General features: G+C 67.9%; 30 protein-coding genes. 6 read left to right on the top strand and 24 right to left on the bottom strand.

The annotated features are described in order from the left end of the window. The first annotated feature begins 31 nt into the window (after positions 1 to 31). Positions 32 to 1351: an amidohydrolase family protein gene (locus O5O43_RS07800; RefSeq protein WP_271086333.1), complete on the top strand. Its 1320-nt coding sequence runs from the start codon at positions 32 to 34 to the stop codon at positions 1349 to 1351. Here the strand turns inward: O5O43_RS07800 and lpxK are convergent. From lpxK to O5O43_RS07780, 4 genes are read right to left on the bottom strand one after another with little or no spacing between them, the layout of a single operon-like run. Next, entirely contained in the window at positions 1336 to 2343 is a 1008-nt protein-coding gene (lpxK, locus tag O5O43_RS07795; RefSeq protein ID WP_271086332.1) for a tetraacyldisaccharide 4'-kinase, read from the bottom strand. The two genes, O5O43_RS07800 and lpxK, sit on opposite strands and share 16 nt — an antisense overlap. Next, on the bottom strand, positions 2340 to 3626 hold the full coding sequence (locus O5O43_RS07790; RefSeq protein WP_271086331.1) for a 3-deoxy-D-manno-octulosonic acid transferase: 1287 nt from the start codon (positions 3624 to 3626) through the stop codon (positions 2340 to 2342). Before O5O43_RS07790 ends, lpxK begins: the two co-directional genes overlap by 4 nt. After that, positions 3623 to 4309, bottom strand: a complete 687-nt coding sequence (locus tag O5O43_RS07785; protein WP_271086330.1) for a lysophospholipid acyltransferase family protein — start codon at positions 4307 to 4309, stop codon at positions 3623 to 3625. Before O5O43_RS07785 ends, O5O43_RS07790 begins: the two co-directional genes overlap by 4 nt. Position 4310: 1 nt before the next feature. Next, complete coding sequence (locus O5O43_RS07780) at positions 4311 to 6137, bottom strand: ABC transporter ATP-binding protein (protein ID WP_271086329.1); 1827 nt, start codon at positions 6135 to 6137, stop codon at positions 4311 to 4313. A gap of 74 nt (positions 6138 to 6211) precedes the next feature. Between O5O43_RS07780 and O5O43_RS07775 the strand changes: the two genes are divergently transcribed. Continuing rightward, positions 6212 to 6877 (top strand): sulfur transferase domain-containing protein, encoded by a 666-nt coding sequence (locus tag O5O43_RS07775; RefSeq protein ID WP_271086328.1) that lies wholly within the window; start codon positions 6212 to 6214, stop codon positions 6875 to 6877. 15 nt (positions 6878 to 6892) lie between these two features. On the opposite strand, the gene O5O43_RS07770 is transcribed toward O5O43_RS07775, so the two are convergent. The 17 genes from O5O43_RS07770 to folE form a co-directional block, all read right to left on the bottom strand. Next, positions 6893 to 7105, bottom strand: coding sequence for a hypothetical protein (locus tag O5O43_RS07770; protein WP_271086327.1), 213 nt, complete (start codon positions 7103 to 7105; stop codon positions 6893 to 6895). Continuing rightward, entirely contained in the window at positions 7102 to 7350 is a 249-nt protein-coding gene (locus O5O43_RS07765) for a hypothetical protein (protein ID WP_271086326.1), read from the bottom strand. Before O5O43_RS07765 ends, O5O43_RS07770 begins: the two co-directional genes overlap by 4 nt. A gap of 76 nt (positions 7351 to 7426) precedes the next feature. Further along, positions 7427 to 7669, bottom strand: coding sequence for a DUF4170 domain-containing protein (locus tag O5O43_RS07760; protein ID WP_271086325.1), 243 nt, complete (start codon positions 7667 to 7669; stop codon positions 7427 to 7429). Positions 7670 to 7695: 26 nt separating this feature from the next. Next, positions 7696 to 8490, bottom strand: a complete 795-nt coding sequence (locus tag O5O43_RS07755; protein ID WP_271086324.1) for a 3'(2'),5'-bisphosphate nucleotidase CysQ — start codon at positions 8488 to 8490, stop codon at positions 7696 to 7698. After that, on the bottom strand, positions 8487 to 9833 hold the full coding sequence (locus O5O43_RS07750) for a metallopeptidase TldD-related protein (RefSeq protein ID WP_271086323.1): 1347 nt from the start codon (positions 9831 to 9833) through the stop codon (positions 8487 to 8489). The genes O5O43_RS07755 and O5O43_RS07750 overlap by 4 nt, the downstream gene beginning before the upstream one ends. 222 nt (positions 9834 to 10055) lie before the next feature. Further along, positions 10056 to 10478, bottom strand: a complete 423-nt coding sequence (locus O5O43_RS07745) for an MAPEG family protein (RefSeq protein WP_271086322.1) — start codon at positions 10476 to 10478, stop codon at positions 10056 to 10058. A 2-nt stretch (positions 10479 to 10480) separates the two neighbouring features. Beyond that, a complete protein-coding gene (locus O5O43_RS07740; protein WP_271086321.1) occupies positions 10481 to 12310 on the bottom strand; it encodes a M14 family metallopeptidase in 1830 nt (609 codons plus the stop codon). A gap of 2 nt (positions 12311 to 12312) precedes the next feature. Then, a complete protein-coding gene (locus O5O43_RS07735; protein WP_271086320.1) occupies positions 12313 to 12864 on the bottom strand; it encodes a hypothetical protein in 552 nt (183 codons plus the stop codon). Between the two features lies 1 nt (position 12865). Beyond that, the gene (locus tag O5O43_RS07730; protein WP_271086319.1) at positions 12866 to 13489 is read right to left on the bottom strand and encodes a hypothetical protein; all 624 of its coding nucleotides are present in this window, start codon (positions 13487 to 13489) and stop codon (positions 12866 to 12868) included. A gap of 27 nt (positions 13490 to 13516) precedes the next feature. Next, positions 13517 to 15046: a UbiD family decarboxylase gene (locus O5O43_RS07725; protein WP_271086318.1), complete on the bottom strand. Its 1530-nt coding sequence runs from the start codon at positions 15044 to 15046 to the stop codon at positions 13517 to 13519. A 9-nt stretch (positions 15047 to 15055) separates the two neighbouring features. Then, on the bottom strand, positions 15056 to 15721 hold the full coding sequence (locus O5O43_RS07720; protein ID WP_271086317.1) for a Pr6Pr family membrane protein: 666 nt from the start codon (positions 15719 to 15721) through the stop codon (positions 15056 to 15058). Continuing rightward, complete coding sequence (locus O5O43_RS07715; protein ID WP_271086316.1) at positions 15721 to 15969, bottom strand: helix-turn-helix domain-containing protein; 249 nt, start codon at positions 15967 to 15969, stop codon at positions 15721 to 15723. Before O5O43_RS07715 ends, O5O43_RS07720 begins: the two co-directional genes overlap by 1 nt. 38 nt (positions 15970 to 16007) lie before the next feature. Then, entirely contained in the window at positions 16008 to 16853 is an 846-nt protein-coding gene (locus tag O5O43_RS07710; RefSeq protein ID WP_271086315.1) for an aldo/keto reductase, read from the bottom strand. Positions 16854 to 17058: 205 nt separating this feature from the next. Beyond that, positions 17059 to 17481 carry a hypothetical protein gene (locus O5O43_RS07705; protein WP_271086314.1) on the bottom strand — a complete coding sequence of 141 codons (423 nt, stop codon included), beginning with the start codon at positions 17479 to 17481 and terminating at the stop codon, positions 17059 to 17061. Beyond that, positions 17478 to 17816, bottom strand: coding sequence for an MmcQ/YjbR family DNA-binding protein (locus tag O5O43_RS07700; protein WP_271086313.1), 339 nt, complete (start codon positions 17814 to 17816; stop codon positions 17478 to 17480). Before O5O43_RS07700 ends, O5O43_RS07705 begins: the two co-directional genes overlap by 4 nt. An 87-nt stretch (positions 17817 to 17903) precedes the next feature. Next, a complete protein-coding gene (locus tag O5O43_RS07695) occupies positions 17904 to 18347 on the bottom strand; it encodes a biopolymer transporter ExbD (RefSeq protein WP_271086312.1) in 444 nt (147 codons plus the stop codon). A gap of 183 nt (positions 18348 to 18530) precedes the next feature. Continuing rightward, on the bottom strand, positions 18531 to 19148 hold the full coding sequence (folE, locus tag O5O43_RS07690) for a GTP cyclohydrolase I FolE (protein WP_271086311.1): 618 nt from the start codon (positions 19146 to 19148) through the stop codon (positions 18531 to 18533). Between the two features lie 153 nt (positions 19149 to 19301). Between folE and cysS the strand changes: the two genes are divergently transcribed. Further along, positions 19302 to 20711 carry a cysteine--tRNA ligase gene (cysS, locus tag O5O43_RS07685; protein ID WP_271086310.1) on the top strand — a complete coding sequence of 470 codons (1410 nt, stop codon included), beginning with the start codon at positions 19302 to 19304 and terminating at the stop codon, positions 20709 to 20711. Positions 20712 to 20747: 36 nt separating this feature from the next. On the opposite strand, the gene O5O43_RS07680 is transcribed toward cysS, so the two are convergent. Then, complete coding sequence (locus O5O43_RS07680) at positions 20748 to 22052, bottom strand: lytic murein transglycosylase (RefSeq protein ID WP_271086309.1); 1305 nt, start codon at positions 22050 to 22052, stop codon at positions 20748 to 20750. Positions 22053 to 22304: 252 nt separating this feature from the next. On the opposite strand from O5O43_RS07680, the gene O5O43_RS07675 reads away from it, so the two are divergent. Further along, a complete protein-coding gene (locus O5O43_RS07675) occupies positions 22305 to 23438 on the top strand; it encodes an acyltransferase (protein ID WP_271086308.1) in 1134 nt (377 codons plus the stop codon). Positions 23439 to 23449: 11 nt separating this feature from the next. Continuing rightward, positions 23450 to 23869 carry a DUF1801 domain-containing protein gene (locus O5O43_RS07670; protein WP_271086307.1) on the top strand — a complete coding sequence of 140 codons (420 nt, stop codon included), beginning with the start codon at positions 23450 to 23452 and terminating at the stop codon, positions 23867 to 23869. Here the strand turns inward: O5O43_RS07670 and O5O43_RS07665 are convergent. Then, on the bottom strand, positions 23866 to 24096 hold the full coding sequence (locus O5O43_RS07665; RefSeq protein WP_271086306.1) for a hypothetical protein: 231 nt from the start codon (positions 24094 to 24096) through the stop codon (positions 23866 to 23868). The genes O5O43_RS07670 and O5O43_RS07665 overlap by 4 nt on opposite strands. Before the next feature lie 90 nt (positions 24097 to 24186). Here O5O43_RS07665 and O5O43_RS07660 point away from each other — a divergent pair, with 90 nt between their 5' ends. Continuing rightward, on the top strand, positions 24187 to 25173 hold the full coding sequence (locus O5O43_RS07660) for a WYL domain-containing protein (protein WP_271086305.1): 987 nt from the start codon (positions 24187 to 24189) through the stop codon (positions 25171 to 25173). Here the strand turns inward: O5O43_RS07660 and O5O43_RS07655 are convergent. Further along, entirely contained in the window at positions 25170 to 26597 is a 1428-nt protein-coding gene (locus O5O43_RS07655; protein ID WP_271086304.1) for a helix-turn-helix transcriptional regulator, read from the bottom strand. The two genes, O5O43_RS07660 and O5O43_RS07655, sit on opposite strands and share 4 nt — an antisense overlap. Positions 26598 to 26691: the final 94 nt, after the last annotated feature.

Here is a 26691-nt window from a genome sequence, read left to right as displayed (position 1 = left end):
TGGTGAAGCCACCGCATCAGGGAGAGGTTTTATGAAGTTCGTCGCACTGGCCGCCGCAGCGGTACTCGCGCTCGCAACACCGTCGCAGGCGCAGCAGGGCCCGGCGCTACAGGCTTTTCCCGCGAACGGGGAAACGACGTTCGTTCAGGCGGGGCGGCTTCTGGCGGACCCCGAGAGCGGGGTCGTGTTGAGAGATAAAACTCTCGTGATCGTGGGGAACCAAATCACGGAAATCCGCGACGGCTTCGTCGGCGAAGGTCCGAATGTCGTCGATCTGCGCGATTCCTTCGTGCTGCCGGGACTGATCGACAGCCATGTCCACCTGACCTCGCAGCAGAACCCGAACGCGCGTATTCAGGTCGTCACGCGAGACGCGGCCGACAGCGCCATGGTCGGGGCCGGCTACGCGCGGCTGACCCTGATGGCCGGGTTCACGACCGTGGCGGATCTGGGCGGAGACAACGACGCGGTCTTCGCGCTTCGGGATGGAATCGCGCGGGGGGACGTGCCGGGACCGCGCGTCATTGCCTCGGGCTCGGCCGTGTCGATCCACGGTGGACATGGGGACATCAACGGCTATCGCGACGACATCATGCACCTGCTGTCGTCCGAGAGCGTCTGTTCGGGGCCGGAGGACTGCATGAGAGCGGTGCGGACCCAGGTCCGGTCCGGCGCGGACATCATCAAGATCACGGCCACCGGCGGGGTGCTGTCGAACACGGCCGCGGGTCTGGCACAGCAGTTCACGGACGCCGAACTGGCCGCCATCGTCGAGGTCGCCCATCGAATGGGACGCCAGGTCACGGCCCACGCCCATGGCGTCGACGGCATCAACGCCTTCCTGCGCGCGGGCGGCGACTCGATCGAGCACGGCACCTATCTGGACGACGAGTCGATCCGCCTGTTCCGGCGCGAGGGCGTCTATCTGATCCCGACCCTGCTGGCGGGCGACTTCGTCGCTCGAGTAGCGGCCAGTCCGACGAACTTCTTCACCCCCGCTCAGACGGCCAAGGCGCTGGAGGCCGGGCCGAAGATGCTCGACATGGCGCGGCGGGCACATGAGGGCGGAGTGCGGATCGCGTTCGGCACCGATACGGGCGTCTCAGCCCACGGCGACAACGCCCAAGAGTTCGCGTTGCTGGTTCGCGCGGGGCTGACGCCGCTGGAGGCGATTCAGGCGGCGACCGTGGTGGCGGCCGAGCATCTACGCATCGCGGACCAGGCCGGGTTGATCGCGCCGGGTCGGAACGCTGACATCGTGGCCGTCGCGGGCGATCCACTGACGGACGTCACGACGCTGGAGCATATGGCGTTCGTGATGAAGGGCGGGGTCGTCTACCGCAACGACTGAACCAGGAAGGCCGCGAACGCCGCCGGGGCCTCAAACCGCGCGGCGACGGGCCAGGAAACGACGCGAGTCCGCCATTCGGCAGGCAGGCGGACCCAGTCCTTTTCGGTCGTGACCAGACCCGCGTCGAAGACGGCGGCGCGATCGACGAGGAAGGCGAGATCGGCCGCGCGGTACTCGGCGTGGTCCGGGAAGGGGACGAAGTCCTTCAGGTCGCAGCCGGCGGCGATCAGCGACCGTTCGACCTTCCACGGCTTGGCGATGCCGGCGAAGCCGACCTGGGGGCCGAGCGGCGGCGGACCGGCGGGCTCCAGTCGCGCGATGAAGATCGGCAGGGCGCCGAACTCCTCCAGAAGTTCCGGATCGGCGGGCGGGGCGTCGCCGGGCAACAGGACCACCACGGCGTCGGCGCGGGCGAGACCGGCCTTCAGGGGCTCCCGCATCGGACCGGACGGGAAGACCGATCCGTCGCCGAAGGGCCACTCGCCGCCCCGCGTTTCGCCATCCACGACGATCAGGCTGAGCGTCTTGCGTAAGGCGGGATTCTGGTGGGCGTCGTCGAGGACCAGCGCCCGAGCCCCGGCCGCGACGGCCGCTTGCGCTCCGGCGACCCTGTCGACGCTGATCCAGGCGGGGGCATCGCCCGAGAGCATCAGAGGCTCGTCGCCGACATCTGCGGCGGTGTGGATGGCGGGATCGACGCGGAGCGGGCCGTTCAGCTTGCCGCCGTATCCGCGCGACAGGGCGTGGGCCTCGACGCCCGCTTGATGCAGCAGCCGCAGGACCTCGCGCGCCACGGGCGTCTTGCCGGAGCCGCCGACCGTCAGGTTGCCGATCGATATCACGGGGATTCCCACATCGACCGGAGCGGCGCGGGCGATGCGGCGTGCGGTGACGCCGGCCCAGATCCACGAGGCCGGCTTCAGCAGGGTGCGGGCGACCCGACCATGACGACCGTTGCGCTCATACCACCACCGGGGCGTGCCGAGCCTCACCGTGCGGCCTTCGGCGGCAACAGCGGCTGGAGCGCGTCCCACAGGCGATCGAGACCGGCCCCGACATCGGCGGCGGCGCGGCGGGCGCGCTCGCCCATGGCGCGGGCGGCCACGGGGTCGCCCAGAAGGGGGGCGACGACGCCAGGCAGGTCGCCGGGCGAATGGACGACCGCAAGGCCGCCGGAGCCGACCAGATCGGCGGTCACCGCCTGCCAGTTGGCGTTGTCCGGGCCTGTGATGGCGGGCTTGCCGAGCCGGGCGGGCTCGAGCGGATTGTGCCCGCCCCAAGGATCGCGGCCGAGGAAGGAGCCGAACGATCCGCCCATGACCACGACATCGGCCAAGCGCAGAAACAGACCCAGCTCTCCCAAGGTGTCGGCCACGTAGAGATCGGTGTCGGCGTTCGGCTGGGCGCCGCGCGAGCGCAGGGCGAAGCGATATCCGTCCCGGGTCAGGGCGGTGGCGATCTCGGCGCCGCGTTCCGGATGGCGGGGGACCAGGATCAGGCAGAGCCGCTCGGTCAGGTGATCCAGCGCGCGGACGATGGCGATCTCCTCGCCCTCGTGGGTGCTTGCGGCGACGACGACGGGCCGGTCGCCGATGGCGGCGCTGAGGGCGGTGAAGGCCGCGGCGTCATGGGGCAGGGCGACGCCAGAGAGTTTGAGGTTCACCAGGCCGTCGATGCGTCCGCCCATTGCCTGGAGCCGGTCGGCCGAGACGATGTCCTGAGGCATGACGCAGTCGAACGAGTCCAGCAGTTTGCGGGCCGACGCGGGGAAGCGAGCCCAGCCTTGAGCCGTTTTCTCGGTGATGCGGGCGCTGACGAGGGCCAGCGGCGTCTTCCGGTCCCTGGCGGCCTGGATCAGGTTGGGCCAAAGCTCGGACTCGACGAAGACGCCGAGCGACGGTCGCCAGTGGTCCAGAAAGGCGGCGACCACGCCGGGCGTGTCCACGGGCGCGAACTGATGGAGGACGCCGGGCGGCAAGCGGCGCGCCAGGAGTTCGGCCGAGGTCACGGTCCCGGAGGTGACGAGGACGGTCAGGTCGGGGCGGGCCTTCACGAAGCGCTCGACTAGGGGCAGCAGCGACAGGGTCTCACCGACGCTGACGCCGTGCAGCCACACGACTTCGCCCTCGGGTCGCGCGACCCCGGCGACGCCCAGGCGTTCGTCGACGCGGACCGGATCCTCCTTGCCCTGTTTCACACGGGCGTCGAGCAGGCGTGGAGCCAAGGGCTCCAGCGCGCGGGTCAGCCAGCGATAGAGGGTCAGCGACAGGGTCACAGCCGCGCCAGCCCCGTGATCGCATCGGCGCGCGCCTCAACGGCGGTCAGCAACTCGGTCCAGGTCCCGGTGACGTCGGCGAGGTCGACGCCGTCCGGGTATCGTCTCAGATCATAGACGATGGCGCCCCGGCCGAAGGGCAGGGGCAGCAGCGCCCGATCCCAGCTGTTGAGGCGCACGGCCGGCTTGCAGCTCATGCCGATGAACAGGACAGGCGCGCCAGACATCCGCGCCATCAGGGGCATGCCCTCGGCCATGACGCGCACAGGACCGCGCGGGCCGTCGGGGGTGATGGCCAGGGCGCCGATCTTCAGCTGTTTCAGGCCGTCGCGGAGCGCGCGGGAGCCGCCCTTGGCTGCATCGGCCTTGTCCTTGTTGGCCGAGGATCCGCGCACGGCGGGGAAGCCCTGGAGAGCCACGGCCTTGGCGATGAACTGGCCGTCCGGGCTGAGCGAAATCAGCGCCTTGGCGGGCTGGGCTCGCGTGAGGTCCCAACAGGCCGGACTGAGGCCGATGCGCGAGTGCCAGAAGGCGCAAATGACCCCGCCGCCGTCGGTCCAGACCCGTTCGGCATGTTCGCGCCCCTCGTAGGACCAGCGGATGGTGGCGAAGCAGAACTTCATCCAGGCGGCGAGGATCGATGACAGGATGGACTGGATGACCGGGTTGCGGAGAGGCCTCACGTCAGGCGACCGTGGCGAAGGGCGGCGTTCCGTCCAGCGACTGCTGCTTGGCCAGCCGGGCATAGAGATCGCCCTTCTCGACCAGGGCCGAGTGGGTCCCGGTTTCGACGATCCGGCCGGCCTCCAGCACGACGATGCGGGTGGCGTGACGGACCGTGGACAGGCGGTGGGCGATCATCAACGTCGAACGCCCGGCCATCAGACGCTCGAGCGCAGCCTGGACCAGGGTCTCGCTCTCGGTATCGAGCGCCGAGGTCGCCTCGTCCAGCAGCAGGATCGGGGCGTCCTTGAGGAAGGCGCGGGCGATGGCGATGCGCTGACGCTGGCCGCCCGACAGACGCATGCCGCCTTCGCCCGCGCGCGTCTGGTAGCCGTCGGGCAGGGCGATGATGAAGTCGTGGGCGGCGGCGGACCGGGCGGCCTCGGCAATCTGTTCGGGCGTCGCATCAGGCCGGGCGTAAGCGATGTTGGCGGCGATGGTGTCGTCGAAAAGGAAGGGCTCCTGCGTCACCAGGGCGATGCGGGCTCGGAGGTCGGACAGCGAGAGCTCGCGCAGATCCGTTCCGTTGATCGTCAGCTTGCCCGCGGTCACGTCGTAGAAACGCGGCAAAAGGCTGAGCAGGGTCGACTTGCCGCCGCCGGACGGACCGACCAAGGCGACCGTCTCGCCGGGCTTCACGGTCAGGGAGACGTCGGTGATCGTCGGCGCCGAACCATAGCTGAAGGTCACGTCGTCGAAGACAACCGTCGCCGGACCGGGCGGTAGGGGCTGCGGCGCGGCGGCCTCGCGGATTTCAGGCGCGATGTCGAGCGAGGCGAACAGACGGCGCGCGGCGGTCAGGCCCTCGGCCATGACGGTCTGGAGATTGGTCACCTGACGCAGCGACTGACCGGCCGACATCAGCAGGCCCACGTAGGCCGCGAAGGCGCCGACCGTCATCTCGCCCTGACGCGCCTGCCAGCCCGCATAGGCCATGACGGCCGCGACGATCAGCATCGCGACCAGGTTGGAGAAGGGGCCGGCGAAGGCGCGGCTGTCGGCGGACTTGATGACGTGGCGCTGGCGGCGGTCGATGACCTCGGCGACTCGGTCCTGTTCGGCGGCCTCGCGGTTCTCGATCTTGATCAGGCGGACGCCGTCCAGGTTCTCCATCAGGGCGGTGGAGAGGTTCTCGGTCTCGACCATGGCGCCGGTCGTGGCCTTCCTCATCCGTTTGCCGAAGCGGCGGATGACGTAGGCGATCAGGGGCGCGCCGAGCAGGACGATGGCCGTCAACTTCCAGTCCGACCAGGCCATGTAGAGGATGACCGCGATCAGGGTCAGGCCGTGCTGGGTGTAGTTGACGACGCCGTTGGTGAAGGCCTCGCGCACGAGGTTGGCGTCGAACAGGACGGATGAGACGAAGGCGCCGGAATGCTGGCTGCGCAGGCGGGCGAGATCCGCGCGGATCATGGCGCCGAACAGCCGAACCTGGATGTCCCCGACGATGCCGTGACCGATGCGGTTGACGAGCGCCGCCTGACCGAGCGCAGCCATGGTCCAGATCAGGGCGATGCCGACGATGACGGCGGGAATGGCCAGCAAGGCTTGCTCGGGCTGAACGACGAAAAAGCCGCCCACGGTGACGGGCTTCGACTGGAACATGCCGTCGATGGCCGGCTGCAGCATCTGCAGGATGGTGGCGTTGGCGATGCCGGCGACGGCCGCGCAGACCAGCGACAGAATCAAGGCCGTCTTCCGGCCCGACAGATAGTCGCGCCAGATGCGGCCGACCAGGGGACGCGAGGCGGCGTCTCCTTGCGGGACTGACGGGACGGGCGAAGTCATCCGCCCGAGGTCGGACGGCAGGGGGAGGAAGTCAAGCGATGACGCCGTCGCCTCCGCACACTATGTGGAGCGCCATGACGCGTTTCGATGTGAGCACGGAGGCCGGGCGGCGCGCGGCCCAGCGGGACTTCTTCTGGAACGACCATGCGTTTCTGCGTCTGGCGTTCTCGAACGCCCACTGGCTGGGCCCCGATCTGGTGCGCACCAACCAGCCGTCGCCGCGCCAGTTGGAGGGCTGGGCGAAGCGGGGGATAAGGACTGTCATCAACCTGCGCGGCGAGCGGGACGAGGGTTATTACTGGCTTGAAAAGGCGGCCTGCGAGCGGCTGGGCCTGACGCTGATCGACGCTCCGCTCGATTCGCGGGATCCGCCGGAGAAGGCGCGCGTGCGCCGGGCGCGGGATCTGTTTGGCTCAATCGAATATCCGGTCCTGATCCACTGCAAGTCCGGCGCGGACCGGGCCGGGCTGATGGCGGTCTTCTATCGCCACTTCCATCTCGGGGAGCCGATCTCCGAGGCTATGCGCGAGCTGTCGAAGAAATACCTTCACAGCCGCGAGGGGCTGACCGGCGTGCTGGACCACTTCCTGGAAACTTACGTCGAGAAGGTCGAGCCGACCGGCGTGGGCTTCATGGAGTGGGTCGAAAGCGACGCCTACGATCCTGAGGCGATGCGTAAGGAGTTCCGCACCAACTGGTGGGGGACCCTGCTGACCGAGAAGTTGCTCAGGCGCGAATAGCCGGCCCCGAGACCCTTAGCCCCATGGACCGGTAGGCTCGCGCTTCGGCTCGTCGTTCTTGCCCTGTTCGGCGGCGAGACGGGCTTTGCGGTCGGCCTCCCAATGCCGGAACCATTTCGCATAGCCGCGCTCGCGGCCAAGCACGATGAACCACAAGGCGAGCGTGGCAAGAAGGCCCACGAGGGCGGCGATCTGAGCGCCGTCGAGAGTCGCGCCGAACAGGGTCACGACGCACGCTCGATCGGCAGCGTTTCGGTCGCGGCCGGGGCGACGACCACGGGCGGCGTCAGGGTGGGCGCGTGGGCGAAGGGATCGTCCTCGACCGGGCCTGCGCCGGCGGGCGTGATCGGATCGTTCCAGGCCGTGTCCTGATCGGCGCTGGGGACCACCGGGGTCGGGGTCCGGCGCGTGGCGAAGGCGACGATGCCGACGCCCAGGGCCAGCAGTCCGAGAACGATCAGGGTCGGGATCATGTGACGCTCCTCTAACTGTACGCCAGCGTAGACGACTAGAGCGTCCGCGTCCCCGCGACGGTTCCGCCTGCGACGATCAGGCGTCGCCGCGCGGATCGATCATCCGGTGGGCGTGCAGAATGAAGAAGCGCATGTGGGCGTTGTCGACCGTGGCCTGGGCGCGAGCCTTCCAGGCGGCCTTGGCCTCGGCGTAGTTCGGATAGGCGCCTACGAACTCGACCTTGGACAGGTCGCGGAACACCGGGGCGTCCAGGTGACGCAACTCGCCGCCGATCACGAGGTGAAGCAGTTGGTCGGTGTCGTGGTGGGCGTCGGTCATGGGGCGGGTCCGCAGAAGGGGAGAAATCAGGTCGCCAGCGGGATAGGCGTTGTGCGCCTCAGGATCAACGGGTGCAGGGCCGGGGCGGCGCAGACCAGGCTGGCCTGGCGCGCGTCCGGCCGGTTGAACAGCCATGGGCGGCCATGGTGATCGCTCACCTTCGCGGACGCCTCGCCAGCGATCAGAGCTCCGGCACAGACGTCCCAGTCCCATTTGGGCGTGAGCGCAATCGCCGCGTCGAAGGCGCCTGAGGCGACCAAGGCCATGCGGTAGGCCAGCGCATTGCGGTTCTCGTAGCGCATCGGCGGCCAGGGCTCGGGCCAGTGCGGCCCCTCCATCAGGCGCGCGTCGGCCAGGACAGCGGCGTCGTCAAGCGTATCAACGTCGGAGGCGCTGATCGGGCGGCCGTTCAGGCGAGCGCCGCCGCCCGCCGTGGCCTCATAGGTTTCCCCGGTCGCGGGCACATGGATGACGGCGGCGACGGGTTGGCCGTCCTCGACCACAGCGATGGGCACGCACCACCAGGGCTGGTTCTTGAGGAAGGCGACGGTGCCGTCGATAGGATCGACGACAAACAGCCGACGCCGGGTCAGGCGGTCGGGGGTGTCGGCGGTCTCCTCGGACAGCCAGCCATAGTCGGGCCGGGCGGTGCGCAGCCGGTCCTGCAGCATGGCGTCGACGGCGAGGTCGGCGTTGGTGACCGGGGAGCCGCCGTTCTTGTGGGTGATCTTGAGGCCCTTGTCCCGCTCGGCCTCGGCCAGGGCGCCGGCCGCGAGGGCTGCTTGCCTGATAAGCTCGAGGTCGGCCGCGAGATCGATCATTTGCCGGCGATAGCCACGCCGTCGAACAGCACCGACGGGCTGTTGAACCCGCCCCGGAACTCCAGGTCCGACCCTGGAACCAGCCGCATCCACAGGTCGACCAGATTGCCGGCGACGGTGATCTCCGAAACCGGATAGGCGGCCTCGCCGTTCTCGAACCAGTAGCCGGACACCCCGGCGGACCAGTCGCCCGTGTTGGCGTTCAGCGAAGGGCCGAACATGGAGGTGATGACCAGACCCGTTCCCGCCTGACCCATCAGGCCGTTGAGGTCGGCGTCGCCGGGCGTCAGGTGCAGGTTGTGGGTCTGGACGCCCGAGGGCCCGACCAGACCGCGAGAGGCATGGCCCGTGGTCGTCAGACCCAGTTGGGCGGCGGCGGAGTGGTTCAACAGCCAGGTCGTCAGGACGCCGTCGTCGACCAGATTGCGCGCCTGGACCGGGGAGCCTTCGTCGTCAAAGGGGGCGGAGGCCATGCCGCGGATGCGGAACGGGTCGTCGACCAGGCCGACGCCCTTGGGCAGCACCTGTTGGCCCATCCGATCCTTCAGGAAGGAGGTGCCGCGGGCGATGGCCAGGCCGGAGATGGCGCCCAGCAGGGGCGACAGGACCTGGGTCGCGACCCGGCGCTCGAAGATGATCGGGGCGGTGGTCGAGGCGATCTTGCGCGGGCCCAACTTGGCGATAGCGCGCGCTCCGGCCTCGGCGCCGATGCCTTCGGGGCCGGGCAGGTCTTCGAGCCAGCGGGTCGAGCGGCTTTCGCCGCCGCGCTCCATGGCCCCGTCCTTCTCGGCGATGACCCCGACGCCCAGCGAGAAGCCGGTCGAGGCATAGGCGCCGTCGAAGCCCTCGGAGGTCACCAGACGCCAGCGGGTCGAGGCGGTCCCGGCGTGGCCGCCCTCGGACTTGGAGACGCCGGGGACGGCCAGGGCGACGGCCTCGGCTTCGCGGGCGACCTGTTCCAGCTCGGCGGCGCTGCGTTCGGACGGGTCGAACAGCTGCAGGTCGGGGAAGGGACCGCGCGCCAGTTCGGCGGCGGGAACCATACCGGCATAGGGGTCTTCGGGCGCCAGTTTCGCCATGGCGACGGCGCGCTCGACGAGCCGGGTACGGGTGGCCTCGGACAGGTCCGAGGCGGAGACGGTGGCCTGACGCTTGCCGATGAAGACGCGCAGACCGAGGTCGCGGCTCTCCTCGCGCTCGACGTCTTCGAGGGCGCCGTTGCGGACGCCGACGGACAGGGAAGAGCGCTCGGCGGTGGCGGCCTCCGCGCCGTCAGCCCCGGCCTTCAGGGCGGCGGCGACGATGTCGTGGAGCAGGTCGGAAGCAGGGAGGCTGTCAGGCATGGCCCGATATGGCGGACCGGGGGCCGGGCCGCAATGTCGCCGGACCCGACTCCGGAAAACGGAGTCGGGATAGTCCGTTAAGTCGGGTCGGTCGGAGCCGATACCGACCCCGGGATTGGAGTCGGGATAGTCCGTTAGGTCGGATTCTCACGGACGATGTCAAAGATCGGTCTCCGCCACGCCTCGGGACCGAGGTATGATGGGGATCGGGATGGTCGTTTTCTAGCCGTGCGGCGTGCCGACGAAGGCGTGAACGACCAGCATGGCGCCCGCGGCCAGCAGGGGAAGCCAGGTCAGGGCCATGCCGAAGAGGCGGCCGGCGGTAACGCCCTTGGTGCTGAGACCCGCCGCATGGACGATCCGGCCGACGAACAACAACCCGCCGAGGACGTGCAGGACATACGCGGGCATGCCGAGCAGGCTGAGGCCCAGCAGAGCGCCGATCGCAACGGGAATGTATTCGGCGGCGTTGCCGAACACGCGGCTGGCCAACAGGACCGCCTCGTTGCCGCCGTCGCCCAACAGAACCTTGTTGCCGCGCCGGGCCAAGGCGACGCGAACGCCTAGAACCACCAGCAGGATAATCATAAGTCCGCTCCACAGAGCGGCGGCCTGAGCCGGGGTCATCGCCGTCAGCACGTCCATGTCTAGTCCTCCCGTCCGACCGGATAGAGTCGGTAGCGGGCATCATAGAACGGGGTTCGTTCGTAGAACCACGCCAAACGGGCATCGCCATTGGCGGCGAACTCCGGCTCGGCGGCGAGTTTGGCCTCGAATTCGGTTTTCAGCGCGGGATCGGCGGCCATCATGGCCTCGGCCAGCGGGGCGATGGCGTAGCCCTCGATGTATTCGACGCGGCTGAGGACCTCGGGGAACATGCCCCAGGCGAAGAAGCTCTCCGACGACTGCGGCTCCAGCAGGAGGACGGCGATGTCGCCCAGAGGCTGATCGGTCGGGATCCGGACGGAGCCGGGGGCATAGGTCCATTCGCGACGCTCGGCCGTGACGTCGGTGACGGTCGCCTGGACGTGGCCTTCGTTGGGCCGGCCGGCCAGGGTCGGGTTGTCGAGGTGCAGCATCTCGACCGACACGGTGTGCGGCGCATCCAGCGTCTCCATCGTCAGGCCGTGGAGGCGAAGCCGTTCGATGATGTCGGTGCGATAGGCCGGCACCCAGTAGGCGGTCGGGCGGTTCAGACGGATCCCGGCGCGCGAACCGTAGTAGGGCAGGCGCCACACCTCCGGGTCGGGACGGCCCAGCCAGCGGATCTCCTGACGGCCGGACGCGGGGCTGTCGTAGGTCTCGTAAAGCACGCCCTTGAAGTCGCGGGTCTGGTGCGGGACCGGATCGGATTCGAAATTGGCGAGGATTTCGGCCGGGCGCCGGGCGCGGTCGGCCGCGATCGCGGCGCGCAGGGGCGCGATATTCTCGGCCAGGATGCGCAGGGACGCCTCGAGGAAGACGTAGGTCCCCAGCACCCGCTGCTCGTAGGGCTTCAGGCTGTGGTTCTCGATCAGGATGGTCGGCACGTGGGCCGCATCGCCCCAGCCATTCGAGAACCGCTCGCCCAGACCTCCGTCGTTCAGGCCTGCGCGCGGGTTCTGGTCGTCGATGCCGAAGACCAGCGGGCCGGGGATATGGCCCTCCGCCTCCAGCGCCTCGTTCATGGCGGGCTTGAACACCCGGTCGAGCCAGCGGGCGCTGTCGGGCGACCGGCTGAAGGCGTCGAACTCGCCATTGAAGCCGTAGGTGACGTCGTACTGGTAATCCATCCCGTCCGTGACGTGGATGTCCAGATAGAGGTCAGGCTTCAGCGCATTGATGAAGGTGCGCAGGGCCTGCATCTCCGGCTGGTCCAGCTTCATGAAGTCTCGGTTGAGGTTCTGGTTCGTGCCGGTGTTGCGCCAGCCCTGAATGCGGGGACCTCGCTGGTTCGGGCGGCTATAGGGCGAGGCGCGCTCGTGACCGTCGACCGACAGGATGGGGATCAGGACCAGGTTGGCGTGGTCCAGAAGGTCGCCTTTGTCGCCAAACGCCATGTCGCGCAGCAGCATCATGCCCGCGTCCTTGCCGTCGATCTCGCCGGGGTGGATGCCGGCCTGGGCCAGGAGGACGGGCTTGGATGGATCGAGCGCCGCGCCGTCCTTCGAGGCGATGACGGCGTAGATCGGGCGGCCTTCGGGCGAGACGCCGAATTGCTGGATGCGGATCAGGTCCGACGCCGCGTCGAGCCGGTCAAACCAGGCGCGGGTCGCGGCGTAGTCGGGGCTGAAGTCATGCGCCGGGTCACGCTCGAAGTCGGTGATCCGCGGGTTGGAGGCGTCGGCCAGCAGGGCGCGGCTGGCCCCGTTCCACTCCAGCGGCGGCGGCAGGAAAGGCTGATCCCAGGGGGCGGGGGTCGAAACGGACTGGGACATGGCGGGACTCGAGGCGAGGGCCGCCAGGGCGGCGAGGATCAGGAGGCGGATCGGCGTCATGGCTACAACACGTAACCCGACAGGCCGATCACCAACAGAGCCGCATTGATGCGGTGGTCCCGAAACAAGGCCACGCCCCCCATGACCGCAGTGAACCAGCCGACAGTGATCAGGCTGGGCAGACTGATCATGCCGGACCAGTACTCGGCCGGCGTGGTGACGAAGGCGGTGAAGGCGAACCCCGACAGCATGTTGGCCAGCCAGACCCCGCCGACGACCCAGCGCTTGTGGGCGTCATAAAAGGCGTCCAGCGAGGGCCATTCATCGAGGTCGTCGGCGAACACCATCGAAGCGGCCAGGAAATAGACACCAGCGACCATCACGCCCACGACCAGCAGCCCGAGGCTGATCTGGATGTCCTGCAACATCCCCCAGGTGTTGGCCCAGAAGCTGGCGAGGTCGACGAGCAGCAGCACGGCCAGAAGCGGCGTGACGTAGCCGACCTTGATGCGTCGACGTTGCTTCAGCACCCGGGCCACGCCGGTCATCACCTCGACGACCGAGAGCCCAAGGATCAGGCCGAAGAAGCTGAAGAAGAACTCGAACGCGCTCATGTCAGCTTCCCATAGGCGGGAGCGACCAGCCGCCCGCCTCGATAAGCACTAATGCCGATCGGACGACGTTGAACAGGCTGTAGAGGACGAGGGCGATCAGGGCGCAGCCGGCGATACCGCGCGGGGCGAAGGCGGCGGCAGCGCTGCCCAGGCCGAAGACCGCGAAGCCGATCCACAGACGCGCGCTCGACAGGCTGGCGAAACCGGCGTCGACGGACATCAGAGCCACGAAGATCACGCCGATGATGACGTTGGCGGCCAGGATGCAGCTGAAGATCAGCCTTCGGTGAGCCCAGAAGTGGTCGTTCAGGTCGATGCGCTCGTCCACGCCCTCGGCCGTCACGCGTGGGAAAGTCACGCTGGCGGCGACGTAGAAGGTGGCGGCGACGACCAGACCGATGAACAGCAGGGCCAGGTTGAAAGGCGCGCCCCTGAAGATGGTCCACGCCTGGCTCCAGAAGGTCGCTACATCCATGGCCACGAATAGGGCCAGCAGGGGCGTGCGCCAACCGAACCGCACCCGCTGACGCTCGTGCAGAACCCGCGAGAAGCCGCCGACCAGTTCGGCGACGGATAGGCCGAGCAGCAGGCCGTAGAAGCTAAAGAAGAACTCGAACGCGCTCATTGGCCCCCCGGCGGTTGATCCGGCAACCTATTTCCAGATCGGCGTTCCGTCACCCGGCAAACCAAGCCGGTCCCACATGCCGCTGACCTTCTCGACGACCTCGGCGTCCATGCGGATTTCCTCGCCCCATTCGCGTTTGGTCTCGGGCGGCCATTTGTCGGTGGCGTCCAGTCCGATCTTGGAGCCGAGGCCGCTCTCCGGGCTGGCGAAGTCCAGATAGTCGATGGGGGTGTTCTCGATCAGGGTGATATCGCGCGCCGGGTCCATCTTGGTCGAGACCGCCCACATGACGTCCTTCCAGTCGCGGGCGTCGATGTCGTCGTCCACGACGATGACCCATTTCGTGTACATGAACTGTCGGAGGTAGCTCCAGACGCCCAGCATCACCCGCTTGGCGTGGCCGGGGTAGGCCTTCTTCATCGACACTACGGCGATGCGATAGCTGCAGCCCTCGGGCGGCAGCCAGAAGTCGGTGATCTCCGGAAACTGGGCGCGCAGCAAGGGGATGAAGACCTCGTTCAGCGCCTCTCCCAGCACGCTGGGCTCGTCCGGCGGGCGGCCGGTGAAGGTGGTCAGATAGATGGGATCGCGGCGCATGGTGATGGCCGTCACCTGGAAGACCGGGAAGGTTTCGACCGAGTTGTAGTAGCCGGTGTGGTCGCCGTAGGGGCCTTCGTCGGCGTGTTCGTCGAGCAGGACATGGCCTTCCAGCACGATCTCGGCCTGGGCCGGGACCATCAGGGGCACGGTCTTGCAGGCGACCAGTTCGGCCTTGGCGCCGCGCATCAGGCCCGCGAACTGGTATTCGCTCAGAGTTTCCGGCACGGGCGTCACGGCGGCCAGGATGGTCCCCGGATCGGCGCCGAGCACGACGGCGGCGGGCAGGGGCTCGCGCTTTCCGGCCTTCTTGTGCCGGGCGTAGTGCTGGGCGCCGCCGCGGTGTGCCAGCCAGCGCATGATGGCCTTGTCCGTGCCCAGCACCTGCATGCGGTAGATGCCGAGGTTGAAGTCGTCCTCACGCTCGTCCGACGGACCCTTGGTGACGACCAGACCCCAGGTGATCAGGGGCGCGGGCTCTCCGGGCCAGCAGGTTTGGATGGGCAGCGTTGTCAGGTCGATCTTGTCGCCTTTCAAGACGACCTCCTGCACCGGCGCCGACTTCACGATCTTCGGCCGCATGGACATGACCGTCTGGGCCAGGGGCAGCATCTCCATGGCGTCGCCGAGGCCGCGCGGAGGGGTCGGATTGCGCAGGAAGGCCAGAAGTTCACCGACCTCGCGCAACTCGGCGGCCGTGGTGCGGGCCTTCTTCTCCAGCGTCACCCCCATGGCGACGCGCTTCACCGTGCCGAACAGGTTCGCGAGCGCCGGGATGGGGCTGATCGAACCATCGGGCATGACCGGCTTTTCGAACAGGACGGCCGGGCCGCCGTTGCGGAGAAGGCGGGTCTGGATCTCGGTCATCTCCAGCACGGTGGACACGGGTTCGGTCACGCGGACGAGTTCGCCGTCGGCCTCCAGCTGGGCCATGAAGTCGCGCAGGGATTTGTAAGCCATGCGGCCCGCTTAGGACGGCGTGAGGGAACTGTCACCCTTGCCGAGCGCGGCCAGCCCGCGATCCAATGCCGCGACGATCAGGCCGAGGGTCAGGAAGAAAACGAGCAGGGCGCCGAAGTTGACCAGAGCCGGTCCCCAGCCGAGCGCACCGATGTCGATGAACCAGTAGGGATACCAGCCGACGTGCTGGCCGTGGATGACTGTGAAGACGCCGTAGAGCAGGGGATAGGCCAGCCACTTCACAGGGTCGATCCAGCGCAGCCGACCCTTGGGTGTGAACAGCAGCCAGTCCAGCACGAAGGCGATGGGCATGACGGTGTGCAGGACCTGATTGACCACCGCCAGCGCGCCTTGCGGCGCCCAGGTCGCGGCCAGAAGCGCGTGGTACACGATGCCGACCACCGCGATGTACATGGCTACGGCCGCGCGAACGCCCTCGGTCGTCGTCCAGCGGCCCAGCCGACTGTCGGGGAACACGGCGGGCGCCGTCAAGGCGAGGGCGACCAGCACATTGGTCAGGATGGTGAAATAGCTGAAGAAGATGACCGTCGAGCCGACGACCGACCGCGTTCCGCCGTTCAACAGCAGCACATATTGGGCCACCAATCCGGCCCAGCCGACCACCGCAAACAGAATGCGCCAGCCGCGCGCCGCGCCGTGCATCCTCTGGATCATCAGTAGGCCGGACGGTCGGAGACAAGCGCCCACATCGGCAGGCGCAGGGTGCGCGTGGCGGCGGCGATCTGGAGCGCCGTCAGATGGGCGCGACCGGCTTCAGCGCGGCGTTCTTCCTCTGGAGTGATCTTCAGGGCCGCGGCGACGGCGTCGATGTCGACGCCGCGCTGTTCCCGCCAGCGCTTCAGGCGGGCGCCGATGGCCGCATCCTGCGGATCGATGCCGGGAAAGCCGAGAACAGAGCCCATGGGTCGCCTCCGTGCGCGGCTTGGCGTCGCGTCTGGCCTTATTCTTGGTCCCAGCGGAAGTCCTTGTCGAGCCAGTCGCCCAGGCGGCCGTCAGGGCGGGCCAGGGCGTGGATGCGGGCCATCTCTTCGTCAGAGAGCTGGAAATCCCAGATGTCGAAATTCTCGGCGGCGCGCTCGGGCTTCTGCGTGCGGGGGATGGCGACGACGCCCTGTTGCACCAGCCAGCGCAGGGTGACCTGTCCGTTCGACTTGCCGTGGGTCCTGGCGATCTCGCCGATGATCGGATCGTCGGCGATCTGTCCCTGGGCCAGGGGCGACCAGGCGGTGATCGACGACCCGAGCTCTGCGGCCGTGGCGCGCAGGGTCTTCAGCGACAGGTAGGGATGGTATTCGACCTGGTTTGTGATCAGCCGGGCAGGGGACAGGCTCTGCGCCTGACGGAACTCGGCGGACGGGAAGTTGGACAGGCCGATGGCGCGGGTCAGACCCCTGTCCTTTGCTTCGTTCAGCGCGCCGAGCGTTTCGGCGAAGGTCGGCGTCGCCTTCGGCCAATGCAGAAGGAGCAGGTCGGGCGTGAACCCGAGGCTGGCCGCCGATTCCTCTGCCTGACGCAGCAGGGCGTCGTGCTCGAAATGGGCGACCCAGATCTTGGTGGTCAGCCAGATGTCTTCGCGCGCGACATGGCCGGCCTCGATGGCGTCGCGGATGCCGTCGCCGACCGCCGCCTCGTTATGATAGATCCACGCGGTGTCGATGTGGCGATAGCCGATGCGGAGGGCCTCCGCGACCATGCGCCGCGCGTCGGCGGGCTCCAACTGCCAGGTGCCGAAGCCGAGCTGGGGGATGGTCAGGCCGTCGATAGTGACGGAAAGCTGTTCGGACATCGGGCGGCTCCGGCAAGGTTGTGAAGGCTCGATATGGGGGCGCCGCGTCGGGACGCCACCGATTCGGCGAACTCAGCCGCCCTGATCCACAGGCGCGTCCATGGTGCGTTCAGCCGAAATACGCTCTTCGGGGCGGATCAGGCCGGCGCGATCCATGCGGAAACGGCCGGACCAGTCGCCGACGATATGCCACCGACCTTCGATCTCAGCCGCCCTGATCCACAGGCGCGTCCATGGTGCGTTCAGCCGAAATACGCTCTTCGGGGCGGATCAGGCCGGCGCGATCCATGCGGAAACGGCCGGACCAGTCGCCGACGATATGCCACCGACCTTCGATCCGGCGGCCGTCATCGATCAGGGCGCCGGCGTATTCGATCTGATCGGCGCCGTCGGTCGGGGTCTTGGTGAAGACGACGCTGTCGCCGATCCGCTCGCCCTCGATCTCGGCGGTCCGCTCGGGCCCGTCGTACAGCATGTCCGGTTCGCGAACCCAGCCGGTGAGCACGCCCGCCCGGTCGATCAGTTCGGCCACGAAGGCGGTCGGCGGCCACAGGTCGTCGGGATTGTCCGGATGGTCCTCCGGATAGAAATAGATGCCTGTCCAGCTGCCGGCGACGGTCTCGCTCATGCGCCGGTCGAGGCCTTCGACACCCGCTTCGGCACCAGCTTCAGCCAGCGTTTTTCCAGGGCGCCGCGCAGCCAGACGGGATCGACGGTCGCCAGTCGTGCCAGGACGATGGGATAGCCGCGATAGTGGTCGGTGACGTGGAAGGTCTCCGGCTCGGCCTCCATCAGCATGTCGCGGTGATCCTCCGAGTCGACATAGACGACCACGCTGTCGTCTTCGGGGCGCAGGCGGGTGAAGAACTTCCCCGCCGCCTTGAACGACGGCCAGCCGTGCGTCGTGCCGGTCTCCGTCTCCGGGAAGGCCAGAACCAGCGTGTGGAGCTCTGCGGGCGTCATCGCGAGAGCCTAGGCCGGATGAGCCGCAAAGAAAAAGGCCGCGTCCCTTGCGAGACGCGGCCCTGATCGTTGCGAATGGCGAGAGGCCTATTCGATGTCTTCGTTCAGCAGACCCACCTTGTAGAAGCCGTTCGACTGCAGGTCGTTCATGACTTCCATGAAGGCGTTGTACTTCACTTCCGGCTGGGCGCGGACGAAGACGCGCTCTTCCTTGCAGCCCGGGTTGCCGCCGCCCAGGGCCGCGCAGACGTCGGCGGCCAGGGTTTCGATCGTGGTCTGCTTTTCGGCGATGAAGATCGAGCCGGTGTCCTGGATGGTGATGTAGACCGGATCCTTCTGCTCGGCGTTCGGATCCGGCGGGGTCGCCGGCGGCAGGTCGAGGCGGATCGACACGGTGGCCAGCGGCGCGGCGACCATGAAGATGATCAGCAGCACCAGCATGATGTCGACGAACGGCGTGACGTTGATGTCCGCGTTCTGGGAGATGGTCTTGCCACCCTGTCCCTTGGGGCCTGCGAGCTTGGTGCCCATGCGGTGCTTCTCCATGGAGGCTCGGGCGCAGGGCGCGAGCGACGCGTTACGGTTCGGACGGTTTCTTGGCGTCTGCCGTCTGGCTTGTAAAGCGGTCTCGGAAGGAAGTCGGTTCCCTAAGGGCGCTTTTCGCCCGAACGGGGAGAAATCCTCCTGAGCCAGAGGCAAAGGAGGATTTATTCATCAGCCCTTGGCCAGCTTCAGGAAGCGCTCGACAAGAGCGGGGTTCTCCTTGAACGCGCCGGTGAAGCGGGTGGTGATGGTCGAGACGTGACGGTGATGCACGCCGCGCGTCGTCATGCATTGGTGCTCGGCGTCGATCAGGACAGCCACGCCGGCGGGCGACAGGTTGTCTTCCAGCGCCTTGGTGATCTCCTGGGTCAGGGTCTCCTGCGTCTGCAGACGCTTGGAGAAGATCTCGACTACGCGGGCGATCTTGGAGATGCCGACGACCTTGGCGGTGGGCATGTAGGCGACATAGGCCTTGCCCAGAAACGGCGCCATGTGGTGCTCGCAGTGGCTCTCGACCTCGATGTCGCGCAGCAGGACCATGTCGTCATAGCCCTGCACATCCTCGAACGTGCGGCTCAGTTCCTTGGCCGGGTCGGCGTCGTAACCTTCGAACCACTCGGAATAGGCGTCGACGACCCGCTTGGGCGTGTCCTTCAGGCCTTCGCGGTCCGGGTTGTCGCCCGACCAGGCGATCAGGGTGCGAACGGCGGCGAGGGCCTCCTCGCGGCTGGGCTTCGTCACGCCGTGATCGTTTCCGATCCGGAGCGCATTGGTGATCTGGGCGTCCATAGATGTCTTGAAGCAGCTTAGTAGCGCCGGAACGAGGGTTCCGGATTGACGCGCGCCGCTCTCCCTTTTCGTCGCCACGGCTATTCGACGCGGCAGCACGGCTATATGGGACGACGGGCCCGTCCCGCAAGAAAACCGACTGCACAAGATTCGATGACCCTGCATCTGCACGACACCCTGCGCCGCGAGAAGCGTGAGTTCACGCCTCGGAACCCCGATCGGGTGACGCTCTATGTGTGTGGGCCCACGGTCTATGATTACGCCCACATCGGCAATGCACGCCCGCCTGTGGTGTTCGACGTTCTGGTGCGGTTGCTGCGCCGGACCTATGGCGCGGACAAGGTGATCTACGCCCGCAACGTCACGGACGTGGACGACAAGATCAATCAGAAGGCCGCGCGCGAGGGCGTGGCGATCGGCGAGGTCACGGCGCGCTACGAAGCCGCCTATCTGGCCGACATGGGACTGCTGAACGTCTCGCCGCCGGACATCGCGCCGCACGTCACCGACCATATGGACGCCATAGTGAAGCAGATCGGCGAGATCGTGGATCAGGGCTGCGCCTATGCCGCGGAGGGTCATGTGCTGTTCGACGTGTCCAGCTATCCGTCCTACGGCGCCCTGTCGGGGCGAAACCTCGACGACATGATCGCCGGGGCGCGGGTCGAGGTCGCGCCCTACAAGAAGAACCCGCACGACTTCGTCCTGTGGAAGCCGTCCAAGGAGGGCGAACCGTCCTGGCCGTCGCCCTGGGGCGAGGGGCGTCCCGGCTGGCACATCGAATGCTCGGCCATGATCGAGAAGACCCTGGGCCTGCCGATCGACATCCACGGCGGCGGAATCGATCTGGTTTTCCCTCATCATGAGAACGAGATCGCCCAGGGCGTCTGCGCCCACGGCCATGCGCATGGCGAGGCATCTCACGACGAGTACAGCCGCTACTGGATGCACAACGGCTTCCTGACTGTCGATGCGGAGAAGATGTCCAAGTCGATCGGCAATGTCCTGTTGCTGCACGACCTGGTCCAGTCGATCCCGGGCGAGGTGGTGCGGTGGGCGCTGCTGAGCGCGCATTACCGTCAGCCGCTGGACTGGAACCAGGGGCTGCTGGACCAGTCGCGCAAGAATCTCGACCGGCTCTACGGCGCCCTGCGGCGGGCCGCGGACGTCGCGGCGACCGAGACCGACCCGCCCGCCGAGTTCCTGGCCTCGATCGAGGATGACCTGAATACGCCGGGGGCCATGGCCTCCATGTTCGCCCTGTCGAGCGAGATCGAGCGAGCGATGACGGCGGGGGACGAGGGCGCGGTGGCGCGGGCCAAGGGTGAACTGCTGGCGGCCGGGGCCATCATGGGCGTGTTGCTGGCCTCGCCGGACGCCTGGTTCGAGGGCGGGGCCGACGAGGGGCTGAAGGCCGAGGTCGAGGAACTGCTGGCCGAGCGGGTCACGGCGAGGGCGGAGAAGAACTGGGCCGAGGCGGACCGTATCCGCGATCGGCTGACGGCGTTGAACGTGATCGTGATGGACGGACCCGCCGGGGCGACGTGGCGGCTGAAAGAGTAGTCCCTTTGCTTCTCCCGCAAGGGGAGAAGGAAGAGATCAGCTGCCCCGCATCAACTCGTCCGCCAACGCCGCCGTCAGATAGCCGTCGGGAATCCGACCGTGCGCCGATTGCCACTGCTTCAGCGCGCGGCGAGTGCCCGAGCCGATGACACCGTCGATGCCTCCGGGGTCATAACCGGCCCGCGCCAACGCCGCCTGCGCCCCAAACCGCTGCTCGCGCGAGATGGGCCCGTCGTTGGGCCAGGTCCCGACCAGACCCGGACGCCCGGCGACCCCGTCCGCCGTCAGGCCGATGGCGAGCGCATAGCTGACCGAGTTGTTGTAGCGGCGGATGACGTAGTGGTTGGGCAGGGCCAGGAAGGCCGGTCCCCGCGCGCCCTGAGGCAACAGGATGACGCCGTTCTCGGCCGCTTCGTCCGCAGTGGGAGCGCCGCCCCGGGCCACGCTCACGCCGCGCTGGGCCCAGAAGCTCCACGGACGTCCGTCGGCCTCAGCCAGTGCGTAGTCGAAGTTCGCCGGCAGCCGGACCTCGTACCCCCAGCTCTGGCCGCGCTTCCAACCGGCCTGCGCCAGCAAGTTCGCTGCTGACGCCAGGGCGTCCGCGTCCGAGCCCCAGATGTCGACCCGGCCGTCGCCGTTCTGGTCGACGCCCAGCCTCAGATAGTTGTCAGGCATGAACTGGGTCTGGCCCATGGCTCCCGCCCAGCTGCCGCGCAGGCCCGCGCGGTCGCGTCGACCGTCGATGACGATGTCGAGCGCGTCCTTCAGCTGGCCCTCGGCCCAGTCGCGACGGCGGCCCTCGAAGGCGAGGGTAGCCAGCGACCGGATCACGTCCTTATCGCCCTGCACCTGGCCGAAACTGGATTCGTTGCCCCAGATGGAGACCAGGATCTCGGCCGGGACGCCGAAACGCTGGGTGACCGCCCACGGCACTGCGTCTATGCGGCGGCGCGCCTCGGCGATCCGGGCCGCCGAGGCGGCGTTAGAAATATAGGCCCCGGCCGGGCGGCTGAACTCCGGCTGATTGGTGTCCAGGCGGATGACCTCGGGATCGAAGGTCAGCCCGGCCATCTGCTGCTCGTAAAGGGCGCGCCGAGCGCCGCCGTTGCGGGCGAAAAAGCCCTGCTTCCAGGCCTCGAAGCCTTCGGCGGTCTGCGGATAGGCGGTCCGGGGCGTGTTCGCGGCGCCCCCGGGGGGTGGAGTGACGACGGCCGGGCTCCACCCGGTCGACGGAGCCGCCCCTGGTGCGGTCGGGGGCGTGACGACCGGCGGCGCCTCGGGCAGCATCGGCGCGCAGGCCGAGACGGCGGCGATCAGGGCGAGGCGGTAGTCGAAGCGCATGAGGCGAGGGTTTCCCGAATGAATCCGAGCGGATCAAGAGCCTGCAAATAGCGCGCGAGTATGGCCGAGCGTTGCCGCAAAAAGATGAATGCTATTTCAACCCTGTTTGATTCCGCCGATTTAAGATCTGTGCGACATTCTGTCCTCGCTCTCGGACACGGCCTGGTGGCGGAGGGGCGACGCGGCGGGGGTGCAACCCTGCAGACCCTCCGTTCAACTCGGAGGCCAGGCCTCCATCCTTTCTTGAAGAGGGTGTCCGACCGAGCGTATCACGCCGACGTGAACAGCCCCGCTTCCACCGCTCGCATCGCACCCCGCCGTTTCGAGGCGCTGGATTCCCTGCGCGGGGTCTGCGCGGTTCTGGTGGTGATGTTCCACATGCCGGTCGCCAGCCACTGGCGCGACTGGGCCTTGGTCCAGCACGGCTATCTGTTCGTCGACTATTTCTTCGTCCTGTCGGGCTTCGTCATCGCCCACGCCTACGCAGAACGGCTCAAGACGCCGCGCGACGCCGGGCGGTTCATGGCGCGCCGGCTCGGCCGGGTCTGGCCTCTGCATGTGCTGATGCTGGCCGCCTTCATCGGGCTGGAGCTGTGCCGGCTTTGGTTCCACATCGATGGGGCCACGCCCTTCGTCCGAGACCGCTCGATCGAGGCCATCTTCGCCAACCTTCTTCTGGTTCAGGCCTGGCACATCTTGCCGTCCCTGACGTGGAACGGCCCGGCTTGGACGCTCAGCGCCGAGGTCGCCTGCTATCTGATCTTCGCCGGACTGGTGCTGACGGCGCCCAAGCGGTTCCGCTGGATCGGCGCGATCCTGGCCGTGGTTGGCGGGATCATTGTGCTGATGTTCGCCAAGCGATGGATGAACACCACCTACGACTTCGCCGTGCCGAGGGCGGTTTACGGCTTCTTCCTAGGCTGCCTGCTGCAGGGACTGTGGATGCGGATCCCCCGGCTGAAGGGCGAGGCCGCGACGGCGCTGGAGATCGCGACCGTGCTGGCCATCTCGGTCTTCATCGCCTGGGCGCAGGGACCGGTGACAGTGCTGGTGACCCTCTTGTTCATCGGCGTCGTCTGGGTCTTCGCAGGCGAGGACGGGGCCGTGTCGAGATTGCTCGACCATCCCGCCCTTGTGACCCTCGGGCGATGGTCGTTTGCGATCTACATGGTCCATATGTTCGTGCTGACGGTCATGATGATCGTCGCGCGCAAGCTGCACTGGGTCCCACGGGCGCGGATCGACTTCGGCTCCGTCTGGATCAATGATCTGTTCGCGATCGGCATCTTCGGCCTGATCGTGGTGCTGGCGATCGCGGCGCACCGCTGGGTCGAGACCCCGGCCCAGCGCCAGATCGATCGCTGGACGGCGGTCAAGCGAGACTAGGGGAGGCGATCATGGCTGAGAACAAGACCAAGCCGACCGCCATGTCGGTCGAAGATTTCATCGCCTCGGTCGAAAACCCCGGCCGCCGCGAGGACGCCAGCGCCCTCGTCGAGCTCATCGAGGCCGAGACCGGCGAGACGGCCACGATGTGGGGCGGGTCCATCATCGGCTTCGGCGCCTACCACTACCGCTACGACAGTGGCCGGGAGGGCGATGCGCCCCTGGTCGGCTTCTCGCCCCGCAAGGGCAATCTGGTTCTGTACGTCGCCTCAGACGAACCGGCGCGGTCCGAACGGCTGGCCCGTCTGGGCAAGCACAAGACGGGGTCGGGCTGCGTCTATGTGAACCGGCTGTCGGACCTGGATGAAGGCGTGCTGCGCGAGGTCGTCAGGGCGTCGGTAGAGACGCTAAAGGCGCGCTACCCCGGTTAGGCGGCCAAGCGGAAGTCGTCGTATCGCGCGTCGACCGCACGGGCCTCGTCCCACAGGGCGTCCTCGTCCGAGTAGCGAGCGCTGGCGCGGGCGTCGATGACGTCGACCACCTGTTCTTCGAGCCGGTCCCAGATCACCGCCAGATCTCCGCAGCCGTTGGCTTCGCACGGGACGATCATGTAGCGCGAGGCGTTGATTTGCGTCTGGGGGGCGAAAGCGCGGGCCATGGGGTGTCTCCGGTCTCGAAGCGGTTGCTGTTGATGATGAGATAGGACAGTGTTGCGTCAGTTTCGGACGTATCTCCGGGAGGCAGGCGGTTGCGGCACGACAAGGCGGTGATGGTCATCGAACTGGCGCGGCGCATGGCGGCGTCGGCGGAGGGTTTGACGCTGGACGAGATGGCGTTCGAAACGGGGGTCGGCCGCCGCACCGCCGAGCGGATGCGCGACGCCGTCATCATGCTCTTCCCTTCGGTCGAGGAGGTTTCGGACCCGCCGACCAAACGCTGGCGAATCCGGGGCGGCCTTTCGGCCTTCGAGCAGGCCCCGACGGCGACCGAACTGCTGGAACTGTCCAAGGCGGCGCAGGGCCTGCGAGCCTCGGGCGAGGCCAGCCGGGCCGCCGCGCTGGAGGGGCTGGAGCGCAAGCTCAAGTCGGCGATGCGGTCGACGACGCTGAACCGGCTGGCCCCCGACCTGGAGGCCTTGGTCCGGGCGGAGACGATCGCGGTTCAGGCCGGGCCTCGCCCCAGCGCCGACGAGGCCATGCTGGCCACCATCCGGGGCGCGGTCCTGGCCCAGGCGCCGCTCGGATTCACCTATTCACGGCCGGGCGCGGAGGCGCGGCGTCGCAGCGTCGCCCCCTGCGGCGTCATGTTCGGCCGAGCCAACTATCTGGTCGCGGCGGACCGTGAGAGCGGCCGAATCCAGACCTTCCGCCTCGACCGGATGAGCGCGGTGGAAGCTCAGGACGGCTTCGCCCCGCCGCCGCCCGAATTCGACCTCGGCGTCTTCGCCAGCCAGTCTTTCGGCATCTATCAGGACGAGATCGAGGACGTCGTGCTGCGCGTCTCGCCAGAAGGCGCGGCCGAGGCGCGCGGCTGGCGCTGGCACCCGACCCAGACGCTGGAGGACGAACCGGACGGCTCGGTCGTGGTCCGGTTCCGGGCCTCCGGCATGCGCGAACTGGCCTGGCACCTGTTCACCTGGGGCGAACAGGTCACAATCGTCGGACCCCAGCGGCTGAAGGCGGTCATGGCCGGCGAGCTCGCGGCAGCCCAGCGCGCGCTGGACGCCGCGCCCTAGAGCGCGCCGAACGGATAGGGGCTGACCGACTTCGACCAGTCGTCTACGCGCAGGGGCCGGTCCACCGGCGGGGCGGCGCGCTCGGCGCAGGGGTGGCGGTGGCACAGGCGGCAGGCGGGGCCGATGGGGGTGACATCTGGCGAGGTCAGGTCCAGCCCTCGCGCATACATCAGGCGGTGAGCGTCCTTGAGCTCGCAGCCCAGCCCGATGGCGAGGTCGTGCGGCTCGCCGAACCCGTCGTGGCCCTGACGATCCACGGTGCGGGCCAGGGTGAACCAGCGGCCGCCGTCCGGCGTCTCGATGATCTGGGTGACCAGCTTGCCCGGCGTGCGGAACGCGCTGTGCAGCCGCCAGCGGGGGCAGGCGCCGCCAAAGCGGGCGAAGGGAAAGGCGCCGGAGGCATAACGTTTGGAAACATTGCCCGCCTGATCCACCCGCATCAGGAAGAAGGGCACGCCGCGCGCGGTCGGGCGCGACAGGGTGGTCAGCCGGTGAGCGACCTGTTCGAATGAGGCGCCGAAGCGGGTCTGCAGCCGGGCGATGTCGTAGCCTGTCGCCTCGGCCAGCCTCTGGAAAGCGGCGTAGGGCATCAGGATGGCGGCGGCGAGGGTGTTGGTCAGGGCGACCTTCATCAAGGCGCGGGTCGTTTCGTCGGGCGCGCGGGCGGCGTCGGTCAGGGCGCTCAGTTCGGCCTCGTGCTCGGCCAGGGCCAGCTGATAGGCGACGGCGAAGGCGCGGGACGACGAATCCAGTGTCTCGGACAGCAGCAGGCGACGCCGGTGCGGATCGAATCGTCGCGTCCATTCCACCATGACCTCTGCCGGCATGACGCGGACCTGAAGGTTGTGGCGCGACTGAAGCCGGGCGCGGGCCAAGGCCTCGAAGCCATCGCCGGTCTGGTTGGGGTCCAGTGCGGCGTGCAGAGCCTCGCCCAGCGCATCCAGTTCGGGAAAATGATTGGCCCTCGACTGGATATGGTCACGCACCCAGTCGGCGGGGGAGGGGCCATCCGTCGTATCGCCGCCATCGATCAGCGCCGCGCGGGATCGGTCCCTCTGCTTGGCGAAGGCGCGATAGAGCCGCAGCAAGGCCTCGGCGGCGGCGGGCGCCTCGTCGGTCAGTTGCAGAAGTTCATGGCGAGGGACGTTCAGACCCTGGAACAGGGGATCGGCCAGCGCCTCGGCCAGCTCCGCCTCGCCCGCCGGGCCCGCCTTCCCGAGCTGGCGCAGATCGACGTCATAAGCGTCCGCGAGCCGCAGCAGGAGCTGGGCCGAAACCGGCCGCTGATTGCGCTCGATGTGGTTCAGGTAGCTGGGAGAAACCCCGAGGTCGCCCGCCATCGCCGTCTGGGTCAAGCCCCGGTCGCGCCGCAGCCGCTTCAGGCGCGCGCCGAGAAACAGTTTGCGATCGACCAAGCCTTCCATCGGCGAACGATGTCACATCATGACTTAAGGTGCAATGTCACGTTGTGACTTAATGACACGATGCTGGCGGTCCGAGATGTATCAGAAATGACAG

The organism is Brevundimonas sp. NIBR11 (assembly GCF_027912535.1).
GTDB lineage: Bacteria > Pseudomonadota > Alphaproteobacteria > Caulobacterales > Caulobacteraceae > Brevundimonas.
Note: the sequence above shows the minus strand (reverse complement) of the source record. Positions and strands in the feature narration are given on the sequence as shown.